Source organism: Streptomyces sp. G-G2 (genome assembly GCF_030063135.1).
In the GTDB taxonomy this organism is placed as follows: domain Bacteria; phylum Actinomycetota; class Actinomycetes; order Streptomycetales; family Streptomycetaceae; genus Streptomyces.
The window spans coordinates 13,541-14,747 of sequence record NZ_JASISO010000087.1 but is presented as its reverse complement, the minus strand read 5'-3'; the positions used below and the strand labels follow the sequence as shown (position 1 = coordinate 14,747).

2 protein-coding genes are annotated in these 1,207 nt (G+C 71.3%); one reads left to right on the top strand and one right to left on the bottom strand.

The window, feature by feature from the left end; genetic code table 11:
* Window positions 1–122: 122 nt before the first annotated feature.
* Window positions 123–596 (bottom strand): MarR family winged helix-turn-helix transcriptional regulator, encoded by a 474-nt coding sequence (locus QMF80_RS36805; RefSeq protein ID WP_283461623.1) that lies wholly within the window; start codon window positions 594–596, stop codon window positions 123–125.
* Window positions 597–722: 126 nt separating this feature from the next.
* Between QMF80_RS36805 and QMF80_RS36800 the strand changes: the two genes are divergently transcribed.
* The gene (locus QMF80_RS36800; protein WP_283461622.1) at window positions 723–1,133 is read left to right on the top strand and encodes an organic hydroperoxide resistance protein; all 411 of its coding nucleotides are present in this window, start codon (window positions 723–725) and stop codon (window positions 1,131–1,133) included.
* The last annotated feature ends 74 nt before the right edge of the window (window positions 1,134–1,207 follow it).

The following is a 1,207-nucleotide window of genomic DNA, read 5'->3' as shown; positions in this document are numbered from 1 at the left end:
CACCACCTCCGACCTGGACGATCTGCTGGCCAGACTCGACCGACACTCTCTCGACCGACAGGAAGAATCCTCCACCGCACCGACTGCTTGATCAACCCCCGAAGGACTTCGCGCGTCGACCACTAAGCCTCCGGCGCCGCCGCGTCCAGGGCGGCGGTGAGCCGGTTCAGCCGTTCGTGGAGATCGCGGATCTCGCCGAGGTCGAAGCCGGTGGCCGCCGCGATCCGCCGGGGGACCTCCACCGCTCGCTCGCGCAGTGCGAGGCCGTCGGCGGTCAGGTGCGCGCGCACGGAGCGCTCGTCCTCGGTGCTGCGCTCGCGGCGGACCAGGCCGGACGCTTCGAGGCGCTTGAGGAGCGGGGAGAGCGTCCCCGAGTCCAGCCTGAGGTATCGGCCGATCTCCTTGACGGGCAGCTCGCCGTGCTCCCAGAGCACGAGCATCACCAGATACTGCGGGTAGGTCAGGCCGAGATCCTTGAGCACGACGCGGTAGAGGCCCCCGAAGGCGCGCCCGGCCGCGTTGAGCGCGAAGCAGATCTGGCCGTCGAGGCGCAGGAAGTCCTGGTCGCGGAGGGTGTCGGTCGGCTGGTCGGTCATGCGGTCCAGTGTACCGGGGATGTCATGGCAGCCATTGAATTGTGCACAACTGAATTGCGTGCCATACTCATGGAGCGGGGTCGCCGACCGGCCGCCCTGCCCGAGCCCCGTGAGAGGACCACCGAGATGGACGCGCTGTACACCGCTGTCGCCACCGCCAACGGCCGCGAGGGCCGCGCCGTCAGCTCCGACGGCCAGATAGACCTCGCGCTCGCCATGCCTCCGGCCCTCGGCGGCAACGGCCAGGGCACCAACCCCGAGCAGCTCTTCGCCGCCGGGTACGCGGCCTGCTTCGCCAGTGCTCTCGGCCTCGTCGGCCGCCAGGCCAAGGCGGACACGAGCGAGGTCTCGGTCACGGCAGAGGTCTCCATCGGCAAGGACGGGGCGGCCTTCGGCCTCGCCGTCGTCCTGAGGGTCGAGCTCCCCGACTCCCTCGTCGGCGAGACCGGCGCCCTGCTGGTCGAGCAGGCCCACCAGGTCTGCCCCTACTCCCGGGCCACCCGCGGCAACATCTCCGTCGAGCTCGTCGTCGAGTAGTCGCCGCACCCCGCGTCGCGGGGCAGTGGATGCGTGCGGGGGGCCCCCCGCCACCCGCGGCGCCCCCCCCCCGT